Source organism: Acinetobacter sp. ANC 5600 (assembly GCF_002018395.1).
GTDB lineage: Bacteria > Pseudomonadota > Gammaproteobacteria > Pseudomonadales > Moraxellaceae > Acinetobacter > Acinetobacter amyesii.
Genome location: NZ_MVKW01000002.1, coordinates 25930 through 41684, shown reverse-complemented (window position 1 = coordinate 41684; position 15755 = coordinate 25930). Strand labels below are relative to the sequence as shown.

13 protein-coding genes are annotated in these 15755 nt (G+C 41.9%); 7 read left to right on the top strand and 6 right to left on the bottom strand.

Features of this window, described 5'->3' with window-relative positions; genetic code table 11:
- Positions 1-186: 186 nt before the first annotated feature.
- Positions 187-1677 (top strand): flavin-containing monooxygenase, encoded by a 1491-nt coding sequence (locus B1201_RS03980; protein ID WP_078192453.1) that lies wholly within the window; start codon positions 187-189, stop codon positions 1675-1677.
- Between the two features lie 133 nt (positions 1678-1810).
- Positions 1811-2608, top strand: a complete 798-nt coding sequence (locus tag B1201_RS03975; protein WP_228144752.1) for an alpha/beta fold hydrolase — start codon at positions 1811-1813, stop codon at positions 2606-2608.
- A 44-nt stretch (positions 2609-2652) separates the two neighbouring features.
- On the opposite strand, the gene B1201_RS03970 is transcribed toward B1201_RS03975, so the two are convergent.
- Entirely contained in the window at positions 2653-3825 is a 1173-nt protein-coding gene (locus B1201_RS03970; RefSeq protein ID WP_078192452.1) for an acyl-CoA dehydrogenase family protein, read from the bottom strand.
- A gap of 181 nt (positions 3826-4006) precedes the next feature.
- Here B1201_RS03970 and B1201_RS03965 point away from each other — a divergent pair, with 181 nt between their 5' ends.
- The 5 genes from B1201_RS03965 (at position 4007) to B1201_RS03945 (ending at position 9252) form a co-directional block, all read left to right on the top strand.
- Positions 4007-4264, top strand: a complete 258-nt coding sequence (locus B1201_RS03965) for a succinate dehydrogenase assembly factor 2 (RefSeq protein WP_078189264.1) — start codon at positions 4007-4009, stop codon at positions 4262-4264.
- Positions 4257-4643 carry a hypothetical protein gene (locus B1201_RS03960; RefSeq protein ID WP_078192451.1) on the top strand — a complete coding sequence of 129 codons (387 nt, stop codon included), beginning with the start codon at positions 4257-4259 and terminating at the stop codon, positions 4641-4643. Before B1201_RS03965 ends, B1201_RS03960 begins: the two co-directional genes overlap by 8 nt.
- 519 nt (positions 4644-5162) lie before the next feature.
- Entirely contained in the window at positions 5163-6245 is a 1083-nt protein-coding gene (locus tag B1201_RS03955) for a hypothetical protein (protein ID WP_078192450.1), read from the top strand.
- Positions 6246-6286: 41 nt separating this feature from the next.
- Entirely contained in the window at positions 6287-6859 is a 573-nt protein-coding gene (rrtA, locus tag B1201_RS03950; RefSeq protein ID WP_078192449.1) for a rhombosortase, read from the top strand.
- Between the two features lie 191 nt (positions 6860-7050).
- Positions 7051-9252: a TRAP transporter large permease subunit gene (locus B1201_RS03945; RefSeq protein ID WP_078192448.1), complete on the top strand. Its 2202-nt coding sequence runs from the start codon at positions 7051-7053 to the stop codon at positions 9250-9252.
- Between the two features lie 87 nt (positions 9253-9339).
- Here the strand turns inward: B1201_RS03945 and B1201_RS03940 are convergent, their stop codons facing one another.
- From B1201_RS03940 to rnr, 5 genes are all read right to left on the bottom strand, one after another.
- On the bottom strand, positions 9340-10215 hold the full coding sequence (locus B1201_RS03940) for a DMT family transporter (RefSeq protein WP_078192447.1): 876 nt from the start codon (positions 10213-10215) through the stop codon (positions 9340-9342).
- Positions 10216-10281: 66 nt separating this feature from the next.
- Positions 10282-10719 carry a hypothetical protein gene (locus B1201_RS03935; protein ID WP_078192446.1) on the bottom strand — a complete coding sequence of 146 codons (438 nt, stop codon included), beginning with the start codon at positions 10717-10719 and terminating at the stop codon, positions 10282-10284.
- 16 nt (positions 10720-10735) lie between these two features.
- On the bottom strand, positions 10736-10945 hold the full coding sequence (locus tag B1201_RS03930; RefSeq protein WP_171256675.1) for a YheV family putative zinc ribbon protein: 210 nt from the start codon (positions 10943-10945) through the stop codon (positions 10736-10738).
- A 40-nt stretch (positions 10946-10985) separates the two neighbouring features.
- On the bottom strand, positions 10986-13025 hold the full coding sequence (locus B1201_RS03925; RefSeq protein ID WP_078192445.1) for a M3 family metallopeptidase: 2040 nt from the start codon (positions 13023-13025) through the stop codon (positions 10986-10988).
- Between the two features lie 160 nt (positions 13026-13185).
- A complete protein-coding gene (gene rnr, locus B1201_RS03920; protein WP_078192444.1) occupies positions 13186-15603 on the bottom strand; it encodes a ribonuclease R in 2418 nt (805 codons plus the stop codon).
- Positions 15604-15755: the final 152 nt, after the last annotated feature.

Below are 15755 nucleotides of genomic sequence, written 5' to 3'. Positions count from 1 at the left end.
AAAAGGTCGGTTTTTAACCGACCTTTTTTAATGCCTGCAGTTTTGTGTTGGCTGTATATTGTTAGACAATAATTCAATTTGTCCTTAAAAGATAAAAATAAATCGCCTTTTGCTTAAACTTGACATTGTGCATTGTCAAAAATGTGATTTAATAAATATAAATCTAAGATAGGTTAAAAGAACAACATGGAAAAACAAGTTGATATTCTCATTGTAGGTGCAGGGATCTCCGGTGTAGGTTTGGCTGCGCATCTTTCAAAAAAATGTCCAAATCGTTCATTTGAAATTATTGAACGTCGTGAAAGTTTCGGTGGTACATGGGATCTTTTTAAATATCCGGGTATTCGTTCTGATTCGGACATGTCAACTTTTGGCTTTAATTTTAAGCCGTGGAAAAAATCTAGTGTGCTTGCTGATGGGTCTTCGATTAAAGGCTACCTTTCTGAAGTGATTGACGAATATAAGATCAAAGAAAAAATTCATTTTCAACATCGTGTGGTGAGTGCAAATTACGACTCACAAACTCGTAAATGGTCTGTTGTTATTGAAGATGCGAAGAAGAAACAACAAACCTGGGTTGCAAATTTCGTCTTTGGCTGTACGGGTTATTATAATTATGACCAAGGGTTCCAACCTGAGTTCGCAGGGCAGGAAAATTTCAAAGGTACTTTTATTCATCCACAGCATTGGCCTGAAAATTTTAATTATGCAGGCAAAAAAGTGGTGATTATTGGTAGTGGCGCAACAGCGATTACACTGGTACCAGCTATGGCAAAAGGCGGTGCAGGGCATGTGACTATGCTACAGCGTTCTCCAACCTATATTGCCTCAGTACCTTCTATTGACATCATTTACGACAAAATGCGTAAAGTATTACCTGAAGATGTTGCTTATAAACTTACCCGTGCACGAAATATCGGTGTCCAACGGGCTGTTTATGCTGTTGCACAAAAGCAACCTAAATTACTCCGTAAGTTTTTATTAAAATCAATTGAGTTGCAATTGAAAGGTAAAGTGGATATGAAGCACTTTACCCCAGATTATAATCCTTGGGATCAGCGGCTTTGTGTGGTGCCAGATGGTGATTTGTTTAAAATTTTACGTGAAGGCCGTGCATCTGTTGAAACTGATCAAATTGAAAGTTTTACTGAAAATGGCATTCAATTGAAATCAGGTAAACATCTTGATGCAGATGTAGTAATTTCTGCTACAGGTCTCAACATTCAAATTTTAGGCGGGATCAGTGCCACAATTGATGGAGAACCACTGAATACCTCTAAACATATGTTATATCGTGGTGTTATGGTCAGTGATGTACCAAATATGGCGATGATTATTGGCTATATTAATGCTTCATGGACATTAAAAGTTGATATCGCTTCTGAATACATCTGTAAATTGATTAACTATATGGATCAAAATGATTACAACCAAGTGATTCCTCAAGGTGATGCGACCGAGTTGTTAGAAGATACGGTGATGGGCAGTTTGACCTCAGGCTATATTGCACGTGCAGCAGATGTGATGCCAAAACAGGGTAAACATGCACCGTGGAAAGTCAGCAATAACTATTTGGCAGATCGTAAAGAATTAAAGCATGCTTCATTTGAAGATGGAGTGCTGAAATTTGAAAAAAAGTCAGATCAAGTGGCGGCTAAACCCAGATTAGTTTCTTAAGGCAGTTATAGAAAAAGGAGCATCACGCTCCTTTTTTTTGCTTTAGATGAGTGACTTTTGGGTTTTATTTGATGCGCTTTATTTGTTGAAAAATATATCATGTTGAAAATAAGGAAAAGCACACAGGGTTAATGTGAATATTCAAGAACATTCAGAATTTATAAAATTAAATGATTATGAGCTATATACCAAAGCTTGGCAGCCTGAAACAGCAGATAAAGATGTAACTTTGGCCCCGATTATATTGATGCATGATTCACTGGGGAGTGTGGATTTGTGGCGTGATTTTCCTGCGCAATTGGCTTCTGCGTCTGGCAGAAAGGTCATTGCTTATGATCGGTTGGGTTTTGGTCGTTCGTCAGCAAATCCTGATGTATTAAGTACTGATTTTGTCTATGCCGAAGCACAGCAGGGCTTTAAGGCGCTTCTTCAACATTATTCCATTCAACAGTTTATTGTGATGGGGCATAGTGTCGGTGGGGGAATGTCTGTTGTGATTGCCAGTGAATATACTGAACAATGTCGAGGTCTGATCTCCATAGCAGCACAGTATGAAGTGGAAGAACTGACATTATCGGGTATACGTGAAGCTAAAACAGGGTTTGCGCAGCTGGGACAACTTGAACGCTTGGCTAAATATCATGGGGATAAAGCCCAATGGGTTTTGGATGCTTGGACTGAAACTTGGCTCTCACCGAGTTTTCGTCAATGGAACCTCGAGCAATATGTTGGAAAAGTACAGTGTCCAAGCTTGATCATCCATGGAGAACTGGATGAATACGGGACGACAGCACAAGCTCAGAAACTTTTTTCGGGTATACAAGGTGATGCTGAACTAGAGATTTTGGAAGGGCTTCATCACATGCCGCATAAAGAGCAACCCGCATTGGTCACTGCACTGATCTGTGATTTTGTGAATGATTTAAGTTGATATCGAAAGAATGAAAAAAGCCCATCAGATGATGGGCTTTGTTGTTATAAAGAGCGGGAAATCAGCTCTTTCATAATTTCATTGGTACCTGCATAAATACGATTGGCTCGATTGTCGATATAAGCCCGTGCAATTGGATATTCAAGCATATAGCCATAGCCACCATGCAACTGCAGACATTCATCCACAACTTTGGAAAACATTTCTGAAATTTTGTATTTAGCAGCGGCTGCAGCGTCAATACCGAGCTGTTCCTCAAGTTGTAGTTCCATACAGCGATCTAGATAAGCTCGACAAAAATCGATCTCAGTACGTAGTTCTGCCAATTTAAAACGGGTGTTTTGGAAACTTGATACGGTCTTGCCAAATGCCTTACGTTCTTTGGTGTATTGAACTGTGTGCGCAAAGGCTGCTTCTGCACCGGCTTGGCAAATAATCGCAACCAACATACGCTCCCAAGCCAATTCCTTCATCAGCATCATAAAGCCCATACCTTGCATGCCGAGTAAGTTGCTTTTAGGGACGCGGACATTATCAAAGAACAGTTCACAGGTATCCTGACCTTTCATGCCAATTTTGTTTAAAGGTTTGCCTTTACTAAAACCGACGCGATCTGCCTCGACGATAATTAGCGATAAATTAGCTGAGCCTTTTTCACTATTGCCTGTCTTACAGACCACAATCGCCATGTCACATAAATAGCCATTGGTGATAAAAATCTTTGACCCATTAATAATATAGTAATCACCATCTTCTGTAGCAGTTGTGCGTACGGCTTGTAGGTCTGAACCTGTGCCCGGTTCGGTCATTGCAATGGCAGTCACGGTTTCGCCAGAAGCCATTTTCGGCAGCCAATGCAGCTTTTGTTCTTCATTGCCAAAGTTATGAATATAATTGGCCACGATGTCGGAATGCAGTGAAAAGCCAGTAGAGGAGTCCATGGCATAGGCCTGCTCTTCAATCAGAATCATGCTATAGAGTCGGTCTACACCATAGCCGCCATAAGCTTCGGGCATGGTCGGGCAAAGCAAGCCCATGGCACCGGCTTTATTCCATAAGTCACGGTCAACATGTTGTTGTTTTTCATATTTTTCGATATTGGGCACAACTTCTTTTTCATAAAATTTTCGTACTGTTTCACGAAATGCATCATGTTCTGCATTAAATAATTGACGTGGCAGCATGTTGTTGAGTGGGCGAATCGCTCCAGATTGCATTTTGAATATCCTATTCATTTTTATGGCTTTGTCTCAACTTATAAGATGCAGCGAGTGACTGCAATGTGCAGAACATTCAAAAGCAGGAAATGCGATGAAGCATTCGGTCAATCTGTGAAAACACTCCACTTCAATGGGGTGGATGAGTTACACTAGACCGGTTCAACGATTGGGGAAGACAATGACTGATGAAATCAGCTTAGAAGAGCGTAAAGTGATCTACCGTGCACGTCGTGGTTTAAAAGAGATTGATGTTTATTTTGATCCCTACGTCAAAAATTACTATTTACAAGCCGATGCAGCTGAAAAAGACATGTTTGCAGAACTCGTTGCTGCAGAAGATCCAGATTTGTTGGATTGGTTTATGGAAGTTAGTGAACCGCCACGTCCTGAATTAAAAACGTTTATTCAAAAATTAAAACATTACGTTCATGGATAATCGGCAATTCAAACTGAAACGCAGTTTTTTATCGCATGCGTTTCAGTTTTTTATTTTTGCGGTATTGATGACGCTGCTTTATCAGTTACTAACACCCATGCTTTGGGGGATATTTTTCCTCATTGGACTGGTGGTTTATGTATTGTTTTTCCGTAAGCATTTAGACGTCACCAGTCTAGATTATTTGGATGGAACTGATTGGTCTTTGCAACGACTCAACCGCCCGGTGCAACGCGTTCAAATAAGCCATATTTTGGATCATCAAATGTATATTGTGGTGTATTTTATGCATGCACGTGCAAAACCAGTGATTATTTGGCGCGATCAATTGTCATTGAAACAGTGGAAATCACTCAAAGTATTGGCCAAAATGATCTAATTGTTAGACAGCCTTATTTTTTAAAATTCAATAAAATGCACATATTTCATTATCTTATTTTGTAGGTAAAATAATCTTGTCTGACAGGATTGGATTTTATTGGCAAAATATTTAAATTGTCTGACAATTTTAAGCTGTGCGGTGATTCTCTGCCTATATATTAGCCTTACCAACAGCCGTTAAAGGAAATCATCATGATGATGCCAACTTGGATGTTTCTGGTAATAGCGATTGTGTTAGCAATTGTTATAGGACGACTAGGAACAGTGCTGAAGGAACAGTTAACTCAAAAATAAGCAGTCAAACGCTTTCACAGTTAATAAGTAGCATGTGCCGAACCGTCGCTATGCTACTTTTTTTTGCCTAAAATTTAGTCTTTGTAAAAAATCAGTCAATTGCATTCAGTGTGATTCATGGCACAGTGTGTCGTTCAAATTAGAGCAAATACTCTTTTATTCATTTTTTGCTTCTGATATGTTTGTCGTGATGGACATAAACACAATTATAGAGGACAGGAAAATGTCGAGCGTCCAAAAAATATGCCAGGGTGTGGCAGTTGTAGCAATAACAAGTACATTATTCGCGGGTTGTTCGCAGGTTGTAAAAACCGGTGCTAATGTTGCACTCGGATTTACCGAAAAACATATTGTGCCACCCATTTTAGCCATGGAAGATGCTGAAATGGTGTGTAATTCAGGTAATTCATTAACTCCAGCTATTATGGCCACCAAAGATATGGGCGCAGACCCAACACGTGTGGCAGTGTTGATGTATTCAGCAGCAGGGATTTGTGCAGAACAAAAAGCCTTGGATGCAGAGTTACGTTATTTACGTGCATCTAAAGCCAACCAAGTGACCGAAGCACAGGATGCTCGTGTTGAGCAAAAGCGTTGGGCGGCACTTGCGGCACAGCGTCAATATACCGGCTATCAATTATTTCAAGATCGTTTTGAAAAGAAGTATAAGAAAAGTCTAGGTGAAGGCTGTCCAAAAATGAACAGCGACATTGACCAAACAGTGTATATGTTGGGAATGTTAAGTGGCTTACAGGCCATGACCAATGATATTAATTCAGGTGGGGCGGTAAACGTTCCGAAAGATATTGCTGCGATTGTTGAACGCGGTATGGTGTGTCTGAATAATGAAAAATTCTGGGGCGCACCAAATGCAACCCGCGCTGTGATCTGGACGTTACTGCCGGGTGCTGGAGATGGCAAACCTGATCCATACCAAACCTTAAAACAATCAGCGCAAATTGGTGAGCAAAAAGGTGTAAGACTGTCACATGCGTTATATGCAGTTGCTGCACAAGCCAGTGGCGATGATGCGAAAATCCGTGATGCCTTACGTACCTTTGCACAGGCACGTAGCGATGAAAAACCTGTTAACCCGCAATTTAAGCTCATCGATAGTATGGCTGAAAGCATGGTGAAAGGGATTTCAGATCGTTATTGGACTGAACATACAGGCGTTCGTACCGGCGATGATGGTATGGAACATTTCTGGGATGAAAGTGCCAATAGTTCAGAACTCGATGATTTGTTTAGTGGCGATGCTGAAACCAGTGGTGCTATAGAAACGAGTGGTGCTGCAACAAATTAATAAAGCATGTAGTCCAAATGTGAGGTACAGGAGGAGCGAAAATGAAAACACAATTTTTAATTCCGAAAATTGTCTTTCTTGCCGTATTCGTTTCGATCTGTGCCTCGCTACAGGTATTTAAAGACTATTTTATCTACTGGCAAGATGATTTATTTCATGACTTTTGGCGCTTATGGACGGCCCATTGGGTTCACGTCGGTTGGATTCATTTTGCTTTAAATATGTTGGCTTTTATCTGCTTACCGTTTATTTTTCCAAGAGTTTCAATATGGCATTTTGTTGCCATCTTATTGATTTTATCCCCTTTAATCAGTCTGAGTTTCTATTTTTTCCTCCCCGATATTGAAGCCTATGCAGGATTATCTGGTGTCTTGCATGGCGCCTATGTTGCGGTCGCTTGCGTACATTTAATGTATAAACGGGAGCGAAATTTTGCAGCCTTTGTCCTCTTGCTGATTTTGGCAAAATTGGTGTGGGAAAATACCGTAGGGAATACCGGAACGGCAGAATTAATAGGAAGCCCCGTTTTAGTCGAAGCCCATTTATTGGGGGTGATTTGGGGCATTGTCATCGCCGTGTTTTATCTTATTGGTAATTATTTCTGGGATCGCTAACGCACTTTAGGTGAATGGGTTGACAAAAAAAACCGAAAAGAAAATACATATTGTCATTTTAATGTTTTGAATATTGATGCAAATTTAAACGTAATAATAAAACAGTTAGGTCAGGGAAAGGAACTTCTCGAGCCGATAAGGAAAAGGATGCTTAGCCCCGCTAGGCTCCAAAATAAAAAATAGGAAGACTCATGCAAAATGATACACAAAACAGATCCGGCATCGTCGGGCTGTTAAGGTATGTCTGGACAGAATGGATTTCGACTCTAGTCGTGTTGATCTTGCTTCTGCTTACATTGATTATCGGGACAGGGGAGATGATTCATGGTCAGCTTCTGCGTACTGGTGAACGTTTGTATGGTAATGAAAGCATTGGGATGCAGTATTCATTTTTACGTGCAGAACCGACCAAGCCAGATTGTGACCGCCACCCAGATGTAGATAAAATGGTGCAAACGCAAATGAAAGCCAATGCGGCTGACGAATTTGCAGATATTTTTGGTACAGCATCTGAATCTGATGTACGTGCATCAGTCATGGCAGGTGTACAGCAATGTGAAGAAAAATTCCAATTTTATGACAAAGCAAAAGCTTATTTAGATGAGCATCCAAGTATTCGTACTTATCGTGCGATTGAAACGACATTCTTTGGCATCTTTAAATTTGGTTCCGAAAACCGTGTATTGATTCTTTTACTGATGGTCTTGGTGTCTGCCATTACTGCTTCAGTGAAGTTCCATCATATTGGTCTACGTGCGCCAACAACACGCTTGGATTATAAAGTCTATGCTTTATTCATGGCGATTGGGAATGGCCTATTAACCTTCTCGGTATATAGTCAGTTTAATTCAGTCCTAAATTCTGGGGTGAAATCGACCACAGAAACCTTGGCGGTATATTGGTTGTGGTTAGCCTTGTTTGGTATTGTCACGCTCATCAGTATTTATCAGTTCTTTAAACCACCTGCTGCGAAAGAGCCGGGTCCGGGGAATATTGGTTTTGCGCTATTGAGTGTACCGTTGTATGCCTTTATGGCGATTATTACGGGTGTAGCATTTACCTTCTTTATGGACTACCCAATGGGTCAGGGGATTTACCTCGGACAATTGGTCGAATTCTCTGGGATTTTCCTGAACCTTGCACTGTTTATTTGGGCCGGGATGTTATTGACCCAAACGCGCGTGATGGATTTGTTCTTGGGGATTCTACGTCCATGGAACTTAGCACCTGAGACTTTGACGTGGTTAATTCTGATTGCCGCGGCTATTCCAACTGCTTATACCGGCGCTTCAGGGATCTTCGTTGTAGCAGCCGGTGCAATTATTTATAAAGAAGTGTGGAACTCTGGCTCTCGTCGTCAGTTCGCACTCGCTGTATCTGCAATGTCAGGTTCCTTAGGTGTGGTCATCCGTCCATGTCTATTGATTATCTTGATCTCGATGCTTGATAGCCGCCATGTCACGTCAGATGAACTATTTGATCACGGTATCTATGTGTTCTGGCTCACAGCATTCTTGTTCTTGGGTATTTCACTGTTCTTGGCAGAAACACGTTTCCGTGTGGCATCGCCGAAAGTGGCTATTCCGGGCATGCTGAAAGCATTCATTCCCGTGATTCCGTATATCGTACTGACCTTGCTTGTGATTGCTTTCTACAAGTACGGTTTAGATACGCAAATGGATGAATTCACTGCCCCTGTGGTTCTACCGATCATTCTGATTGTTTACATTATGTTTGACCGTTGGTTTGCAGATCGTTTTACTTCGCAAACTGTAGATGCACATGAACAACTCAGCTTACAACATGAGCAAAGTTCTGAGTTCATGCGTGAACATGGTGGACATGGGGCTAACCGTCGTGGTTTCGGTAGTTCAATTTGGTTTGCTTCTTCAGAAACGGTTGGACACATTGGCGCATTAATTATCTTAATGGCCTTGTCGGCAAGTGTCGGCGGTTTGATTGAACGGACAGAAATCGTTGAATTATTACCAACGCATTTGGGCAATATCTATATTTCGTTGGCCTTTATCGCATTGTTATTGGCGATTATTGGTATGACGACAGATCCATTCGGGGCAGTAATTTTGGTTGCAGCAACGATTGCACCAGTAGCCTACGAAAATGGTATCCATCCGATTCACTTCTGGATGATCGTTTTGGTTGCCTTTGAGCTCGGTTATGTTTCGCCACCTGTAGCGCTGAATCACTTATTGACACGACTCTCCGTCGGGGATGAAGAGGTACGGGCAGCAGATGCAGAAGCAAAAGCCCAATACACCAATTTCTATTATCGCTATGAACGTTGGATTTTACCGATCCTTGTATTGTTCCCAGCTTTGGTGATCGTGACTTATGCTCCTTATATTCTGAAACTGTTTGGTTGGTACCAATAAGTTCGCAGTGAGCCATTAAAAAAGCACCTTCGGGTGCTTTTTTTATTGAATAAGGGGCTGTGCGTTTGAAGGTAAATGAATGGATATTTATGACTTTTTAAACTTATTTTGTAGGAACGGACTACATAGCAAAATCGCTAAAAATATAAAAGCAAAACCGAATAGGCTGTAAATATCTGGCAATTCTTGCCACAGTGCAAAGCCCCAAATACCCGCAAAAATAATCGCGATATAGTTCACGGGGCCAATTTGACCTGCGGGTGCAAGCTTATAGGCATTGGACATAAAAATTTGACTGATATTGGCCAAAAGCCCCGCTGTAATCAGAAAAGCAAACTCCTTGAAACTATAAGGACGCCAAAGCCAGAACATCGGGATCATGGAAATGAGTGTGCCAAAAAAGCAGAAATAAAACACGATGCGTTCAGGCGGCTCGGTTGCTGTAAGGGCACGGACAGTGACAAATGCCATGGCTGCCAAGAAGCTTGCGGTCAGTCCGATGAATGATAACTGATTAAACATTCCTGCATCGGGCTTTGCGACGAAGAGCACGCCGATTAAACCAATGACTGCGGCAATGAGCATACTCAGGGTCATTTTTTCTTTTAAAAATAACCATGCAATTAAGGGGATGAAGATCGGCGAGGAATAGGTGAAGACCATGGCATTGGAGAGTTTTAAGTGTGCGATGGCATAAAAAAAGCCATACATTGCCACCAAGCCTACGATTGAACGCCAGGTATGCATCCACAGTTTTTCAGTTCTAAAAAATGTGCTGCCCTTTTGTAGGATCAAAGGTAGAAAGATCAATAAGCCAACCGCATTGCGAAAAAATACGATGGTGGCATTATCTACTGTGTGGGATGCATAGCGTATACAAACCCCCATAATGGAAAAAAGCAGCGCTGATAGCATGAGAAAGCCAATTGCTTTGGGGATATTTTGTGGTGTAGTAGTGGACATAACAAAAAGGCTAGAAAATCTGATGATATTCTAGCCTATAAGTACGCATGGTGTAGCAGAAGTCGGTTATTTTGCTTGTTGTGCTAACTGGGCTTCGAGTAATTTAATTTGTTCTTCTTTCAGTTTAATCAGCTCATCTGCATCAGAATGCTGCTGTTTTAAACTTTGCTCCTGATCATTCAATTGTTGTTGAATGTCATCTAATTTGGCAATTTCCTCTTTGGCTAAAGAGGCATTTTCAGGTACAGCTGCATCTAAAATGTCTTCTTCGACCAATTTAAGGGTTTCAGTCTCTGCGACAGGGACTGATGCTTCAGTTTCAGATTGGACTGGGACTGCAACAGGCGGTTTAGCCGGTGCAGCGACCATTTCTTCTTGAAGCGCAGATTTATCTGCTGTACTGCTGCTTAACCATTGATATGCAAAAAAGATAGCAATCAATAACGTTAAGCCCCCAATGATTCCAACTAACAATTTTGGATTATGTCTTTGATCTTCTGTCATTGCTTGACCTTAATTTTTATTTAGGCTGACGTGGCTTAAATTGGATCACACCGATATCGTCTGGCACGGCGGGTTGTTCAGGTTGATCGACATGAGTCGGTCGATTTTCACTGTAACCACAATCAATGCATTCGATCCATTCGTCTTCGCCAGAGGTCAGCATGACAACCCGGTCCATCGCTTGGCATTTTGGACATTTTGCACCTGCAATGAAGCGTCGTTTAATGGTCATCATACTTACCTTGAATCTAACTAAGGTCCCTAGTTTAAGCGTTTTTAGATGCGTTCGTCCAACCTTGATGACGCAGCAAAGCATCTATTTTTGGCTCGCGTCCGCGGAAATTGATAAATGCGTCAAGTGCCGTATCTTTTCCGCCAACTGCTAGAATAAATTGTCTAAACGACTTGCCAGTCGAAGTATTAAAAATTCCTTCATTTTCGAATCGGTCGAAGGCATCACTTGCCAAAACCTCTGCCCATTTGTATGAATAATAGCCAGCAGCGTAACCACCTGCGAAGATATGACTGAAACCATGTTGGAAACGGTTGTACGAAGTGGTGGGTGCAACTGCATATTTTTGACGAATATCATCTAAGGTTTTTTGGATGCCTGTAGCATCCAAAGCAGGGTTGGCCTTATGGATATTTAAGTCAAACATGGCAAATTCAATTTGACGTAACGTTTGCATCCCTGACTGGAAGAAACGTGCATCTTGCAGTGCTTTTAGCAGATCGGCTGGTAAAGTTTGCTTTGATTCGATATGTTCACTGAGTAAATCTAAACTTTCTTGATCCCAAGTCCAAAATTCCATGAATTGACTTGGCAGCTCTACAGCATCCCACGCCACGCCATGTGTACCAGCCACAGCAATGTTATCGACTTCAGTGAGCATGTGATGTAAGCCATGACCAAATTCGTGGAACAACGTCGTTACTTCATCATGGGTAAGTAAAGCAGCTTGCTCACCGACAGGTGGGGTAAAGTTGCAGACCATGTAGCAAATTGGTTTTTGCAGACCATTTTCAGTTTGCATGCGTGAACGGAAGCCGCTCATCCATGCGCCGCCACGTTTACCGCTTCGTGCATACAGGTCAAAATAAAAACCGCCAATCACGCTGCCTTGATCTTCAAGTTCAAAATAACGTGCATCAGGATGCCAAACAGGCGCTTCACGCTCGATCACATTGATGCCATAGAGACGATTTACAATGCTGAACAAGCCTTGAATAATTTTAGGTGCAGGGAAGTAGGGCTTCAGGTCTTCTTGTGACAAATTAAACTGTTGAACTTTGAGTTTTTCTGAATAGAAAGTGGCATCCCACGGTTGCAACTCAGTGATACCGTCTTGCGCTGCAATGGCTTTCAGTTCAGCGATTTCTTTCTCTGCTGGCGCACGCGCATGTTCTGCCAGTTCAATCAGGAACTGATCTACAGTTGCCACATCGGGTGCCATTTTGCTTGCTAAAGACAATTCGGCGTAGTTGTTAAAACCAAGCAGGCTAGCCATTTCCTGACGTAGTTTCAAGATTTCTTCCATGACCGCTGTATTATCAAATTCAGCAGAGTCTGCCTGATCAGAGGCACGTGTGGTATAGGCTTTATAGAGTGCTTCACGCACTTCGCGGTCTTCTGCATAGGTCATAATGGCAATATAAGACGGGAAGTCGAGTGTGGCTACAGCCTGTTCGAGTTCGCGTTGTTGACCATATTGTTTCAGAAGTTCAATACTGCCTTGAGGTAGTCCTTTGAGCTGCGCTTCAGTTAAAGGTTTGAAGTAGGCTTGGGTGGCATCCAATACGTGATTGGAAAAGTCTGATGATAACTGTGAAAGTCGTGCAGATATTTCTGCATAGCGTTTTTTCGCTTCACCTTCTAAGGCTACGCCTGAAAGTTTAAAATCTCGTAACGCAAGTTTAATCGCGCTTTGCTGTGCTGCAGGAAGCGTGTCAAATACACTGTTGTCATGTACATGCTGATAGGTTTGATACAACACTGTATGTTGACCTAGCTGTGTATAGTACTCACTCAGACTGGGTAATAAAGCCTGATACAGCTCACGGGTTTCCGCGTTGTTCATCACAGCATTTAAGTGTGACAACACGCCCCAAGCTTCGCTCATATTATTTTCTAGGCGATCAACTTGTTCTAAGGTATTCAGTTGTTGCTGAATCGAATCAGGGACTTCTGTTAATTCATTGAGAAATTGCTGACCTTGTTGAATGGCGCTTTGAATTTTTTCTTTCAGCTGTTCCAATGTGATTTGGTCAAATTGTGGAACAGGTAATGTTGCCTTTTCTAAAGTCATATTTTCTACTTCATATAAATCCTGAGTTATTTATAGATGTAGGGTTTGTTGCAGGTTAAATCAAGACTAAATCAGGAATTATTCATCTTCTACAGCGGGCGCGAAGTCTTCATTGACATTAAGAATCAAAAAGAGCGCCGAAGCGCTCTTGATTTAAAACTTAATCCGCAGATGATTTTGCATTGGATTTTTTCTTTTTCGGTTTAGATTTTTTCTTCACTTTATCTTTAGCCTTCGCTTCAGATTTGCTTGCAGATTTTTTAGCAGGCTTTTTACCGAATGAACTGGGCTTAGATTTTGACTTTTTGCGTCGTATGGGCTGTTCTCCATCTTCAGCAACGTTGGTTTTACGTTCTGAAAAGACTTCTTCTTTGGCTGTAGGTTTTGCAACACGAGGGGCACGTGCGCGAATAGCGCGACCTGCATGGCTCAATTGTTGAATCAATTCAAAGTCAATTTTGCGCTCTTCTAGGTTTACACCAGCGACTTTAATTTTCACTTCATCGCCTAGACTGAAAACTTGACCGCGAGATTGACCAATTAAGCTCTGACTTGGTTGGTCATAGACAAAGAAGTCATCACCCAATTGGCTGACGTGGATCATGCCATCAACATATAAGTCTTTGAGCGTTACAAACAGGCCAAATTCAGCAGTCGCACTGATAGTGCCGACAAACTCTTCACCCAAATGTTGCTGCATGTAATGGCACTTCAACCATGTAGTGACAGAACGTGATGCTTCATCTGCACGGCGCTCAGTCGCAGAGAAGTGTTCACCAGCATCATCCAGCGAAGCGCCAGAAATTGGGTAAGGTTTTTTCTTTAATTGTGCTTTGATGGCACGGTGAAGTAACAAGTCTGGATAACGACGGATTGGAGATGTGAAATGCGTATACGCTTCATAAGCCAAGCCAAAGTGACCAGCATTGTTCGCGCCATAATAAGCTTGCATCATTGAACGGAGTAAAACGGCATGAATACTTGGAGCATCAATACGGTCTTTGGTGGCATCGATTACGGCTTGATAGTCAGCTTGAGTCGGCTGTTCAGGGAATGGCAGCCCCAATAACTTCACAAAATCACGAACCTTTTGAATACGTGAGAACTCAGGTGGCTCATGCACACGGTACAGCATCGGAATTTCATTCTTTAAAGCATACTCTGCCGCTGCAACGTTTGCCAACAACATACATTCTTCAATCAGTTTGTGTGCATCATTACGGCTACGCGGTAGGATTTCGTTAATACCGCCTAGCTCATCAAAGGTCATATAGGTTTCAACGGTTTCAAATTCCATCGCGTGGCGTTCAGCACGTAAGCCTTTCAACACTTGATACAACTGGAATAAGGTATTGACCGATTTACGCACATCACGGTCTTCAGGAATGGCTTGACTATTACCCTCAAAATATTCGGCAACTTGGGTATAGGTCAAACGAGCTTTTGAATGCATCACACCTGGGTAGAATTCAAACTTAGTAACACGACCTGCGCGAGATAAGTTTAAATCACAGACCATACATAAACGGTCTACGTGTGGGTTCAAAGAACATAAACCATTCGACAGTGCCTCAGGCAACATCGGCAATACAAAATGAGGGAAGTACACCGATGTACCGCGCTCTTGAGCTTCGTCATCGAGCGGTTTACCCGGACGTACATAATGGCTGACATCGGCAATTGCCACCACAACGCGATAACCACCACCCGGACGTTTTTCAGCATACACGGCATCATCGAAGTCGCGTGCATCTTCACCATCAATGGTGACAAGTGCTAAATCACGTAAATCGACACGACCTTCACGGTCTTGTTCTGATGGTTCTTTAAAGCTGTCGGCTTCTTGTTGTACCGCTTCAGGGAATTCGTAAGGTAAACCAAACTCTAAAATGGTTTGTGGAATAATAATTTCAGTGTCTGCTTTATCAGCCATCGACTGAACAATATGACCTGTCGCAAATTCTTCTTTGGTTGGGTAGCTGTCAATCGCAATACGTACAGAGTCACCGAGTTTGACTTTGGCATGCTCGATTAATTCTCTTTCTAACGTAATCGGTTGGTGTGCATTGGGATTTGCCGGCTGAATAAAATATTCACCTTCATACTCAGACACTTTACCAATAATTTCTTTGACACGATGCTGTAGAACTTCAGTAATAAAGCCCCATGCTTTGCCTTTACGGTCTACCGAAGTTTGGCGGACTTTAACACGGTCACCATTAAACACCTGACGTAACTCACGCTCAGGAAGTAAAAGGTCATCTTCACCGCTAATATTGGCTGTGCCTAAACCTTTTGAGTTGATATAAACCGTTGCTTCATGAGTCGGTTGCTCAGCTGCAAGCTGGAACTTAAATCCATCTTTCATCAACTGACCATCTCGAACCATCGCAATCAGACGATGACTCAGTGCATCAATACTTTTTTGATCGGCAATTTCAAAATGTTCTACAAGATCGGCATGCGACATTGCAGTTTTCAGTTGTTCAATCGTCTCTTGAATTAGAGTACGGCTTGGAATTGGATTGTCATAACGTTCGGCTTCAGCTTTTGCTTCAGGGTCGACCCAGTTTTTCATATGTATTTGGCTTCAAATCAGAAGATTAGGATTAGCATAAGTCATGCAAGCAGATACTGCACGCAATTGATTGCAATAAAGTGTTTTATGCCGATATTTTATAATGTCTAAAGCTGAAAAGTAGGGGATAGCAGCGCGTGCTGAACTAATTT

What these genes read in the sequence shown, in the direction of transcription:
- B1201_RS03980 (WP_078192453.1), top strand. Translation starts at nt 187, where the DNA reads ATGGAAAAACAAGTTGATATTCTCATTGTAGGTGCAGGGATCTCCGGT.
- B1201_RS03970 (WP_078192452.1), bottom strand. Translation starts at nt 3,825, where the DNA reads ATGCAATCTGGAGCGATTCGCCCACTCAACAACATGCTGCCACGTCAA.
- B1201_RS03965 (WP_078189264.1), top strand. Translation starts at nt 4,007, where the DNA reads ATGACTGATGAAATCAGCTTAGAAGAGCGTAAAGTGATCTACCGTGCA.
- B1201_RS03960 (WP_078192451.1), top strand. Translation starts at nt 4,257, where the DNA reads ATGGATAATCGGCAATTCAAACTGAAACGCAGTTTTTTATCGCATGCG.
- B1201_RS03955 (WP_078192450.1), top strand. Translation starts at nt 5,163, where the DNA reads ATGTCGAGCGTCCAAAAAATATGCCAGGGTGTGGCAGTTGTAGCAATA.
- rrtA (WP_078192449.1), top strand. Translation starts at nt 6,287, where the DNA reads ATGAAAACACAATTTTTAATTCCGAAAATTGTCTTTCTTGCCGTATTC.
- B1201_RS03945 (WP_078192448.1), top strand. Translation starts at nt 7,051, where the DNA reads ATGCAAAATGATACACAAAACAGATCCGGCATCGTCGGGCTGTTAAGG.
- B1201_RS03940 (WP_078192447.1), bottom strand. Translation starts at nt 10,215, where the DNA reads ATGTCCACTACTACACCACAAAATATCCCCAAAGCAATTGGCTTTCTC.
- B1201_RS03935 (WP_078192446.1), bottom strand. Translation starts at nt 10,719, where the DNA reads ATGACAGAAGATCAAAGACATAATCCAAAATTGTTAGTTGGAATCATT.
- B1201_RS03925 (WP_078192445.1), bottom strand. Translation starts at nt 13,025, where the DNA reads ATGACTTTAGAAAAGGCAACATTACCTGTTCCACAATTTGACCAAATC.
- rnr (WP_078192444.1), bottom strand. Translation starts at nt 15,603, where the DNA reads ATGAAAAACTGGGTCGACCCTGAAGCAAAAGCTGAAGCCGAACGTTAT.